The sequence below is a fragment of the Endozoicomonas sp. SESOKO2 genome (assembly GCF_024606245.1).
In the GTDB taxonomy this organism is placed as follows: domain Bacteria; phylum Pseudomonadota; class Gammaproteobacteria; order Pseudomonadales; family Endozoicomonadaceae; genus Endozoicomonas_A.
This window is the reverse complement of record NZ_JAHHPQ010000760.1, coordinates 1-1,774: the sequence shown is the minus strand read 5'-3', so window position 1 is coordinate 1,774 and position 1,774 is coordinate 1. Positions and strand designations below refer to the sequence as shown.

At 48.1% G+C, this 1,774-nt stretch carries 2 protein-coding genes; both read right to left on the bottom strand.

The features are described 5' to 3' along the window. Positions 1 to 486: hypothetical protein (locus KDK17_RS18065; RefSeq protein ID WP_257288723.1), on the bottom strand; the 486-nt coding region annotated here is incomplete at its 3' end. 221 nt (positions 487 to 707) lie between these two features. After that, positions 708 to 1,703, bottom strand: a complete 996-nt coding sequence (locus tag KDK17_RS18060) for a hypothetical protein (RefSeq protein ID WP_257288722.1) — start codon at positions 1,701 to 1,703, stop codon at positions 708 to 710. Positions 1,704 to 1,774: the final 71 nt, after the last annotated feature.

The following is a 1,774-nucleotide window of genomic DNA, read 5'->3' as shown; positions in this document are numbered from 1 at the left end:
AGCCCATAGTCGTTTGATTCTTAACATTCGAAGCAGTTGCTTTTTTTGTTGCAGGTATTTTTCAACAGGGCTGAGAGCGAGGGTAACGCCAGACTGGGGCTCTGGGTCACGATTCCAGTGGTTTCCGTCGGGTGGCTTATCGCTATCATCTCCTCCGGCACCGGCACCGGCACCGGCACCGGCAGCGCCTGTGGCGATCAACGCATTGGAAGAGTGCTTTGCGGTTTCGGGGGATATAGCCAATAGGTCAATGAAACGTGTCTGCTTTATTGGCCAAAGGGGCAGGGGGGTTAATTGTAGAGATGCAAGAGGACTGTTATTCGGCTGCAGCTGAAGCAAACTGAGGGCGAACTTTATAAACCCAACCGGAACAGGGTTCGGCGGTGCAGGTTCAGCTAACTTATTGGCATATAAGAAACGGGTGGGTAGCGGGCTTGAGCCGACAAATCCCACCGCAGGCAGTGACTCTCCAAACATTACGGTCACTAACAGAAGCAGTGATCGGACCATCGGGCAGATAGTTTTATTTTTTTGTGAGCGTATCGTAGACTCAGGCTTAAAAAAATCCACATCCACGAACCCATTTGCTATTAGAAATAATTCGTTATCTTTACGTCGTCCGACTCAGGCACATTGATTGACGTTTGCCGTATGCACGGGAATGTATAGCACCACACTGGCTTGCGCGCCATAAACAGAGTTGGCGATTAGAAAATACTCGCACACCCATCAAGTAACTCTAATTCCAGGCAACTCCCATAGACATCAGGATTAACCTCTGATAACGAAGGGTCTCGCCTTTTTAGTCGCTTTATTTCGCAGCATGCCTGCTGCCTCCATCCTTCCAGTATGTGGTTATCGATATGGATTTTGGCTTTTCTGAGGACGGTCACTATATGTTTAAGCTCCATTTCATCCCTGTACTCGTCCAGCAATGTCAGTACCTCGATGTCAAAAACTTCTGTCTGGTTGAGTTTTAACCATAAACTGGCAAACGCCTGTTTTTCTTTTTTGTCGTCTGGCGGGTAACCGCCCTGTGGCTCCGGTTCAGTGATTGGCTCAGAGGCTTCACCTCTGCTGGATTGAACATTATCCAGGTATTGGGACAGTGATTCTTTAATCTCATCGGGGCATTCTGTCCCTGATGCTTCGATTCTTTTTCTCAGTTTGCCAAGCAAGGATTCAGGCAGTCTCTCTTTGAACTGGTCAATGGATTTCCAGGCGAGGTCGTTGATGGCCATTTCCCTGTTGATCAGGTTAGTCAGAACATAAACAGGTAAAGGTTTGAAGGGGGCTATTTCAACGGCACCTTCTGCCCCGGGCTCTCTGTTTGTGGATAATCTGGTTTCGCACCTTTGAATGTATACCGGGTAATCCAATCTTAAACGCTTTTGCCAATGATCTGCTGTCAAATAATAGTGTTCAGGCACACCAGTGATTTTCAAAAAAATCCGGAACTGCTCCTCTGGCCAGTTGCTGATTTCCATTTTTTCATCCTGTATTTTCAGCTGCGGCATTGGAAAACGGTAGATCTGAGCACTGTCATCCAGCGTCTCAACCTCAAGCCACTGCCCTTTGACCGTAAAGGATATCTCATTGAGGTTCTGCATCAGCACAACGATGTAATTCAGGGCCAGCTGTTCTCCTGACGGGATAAGTCCAGAGACGGGTATCTCAACGGTGTTGTTGGCGGTTGTACGCATCCCGGACAGAAAGTGATCGGGGATATCGTTATCCCAGGGTAGAAGGCAGGGTTTTTGGTTTTAGGCATCCC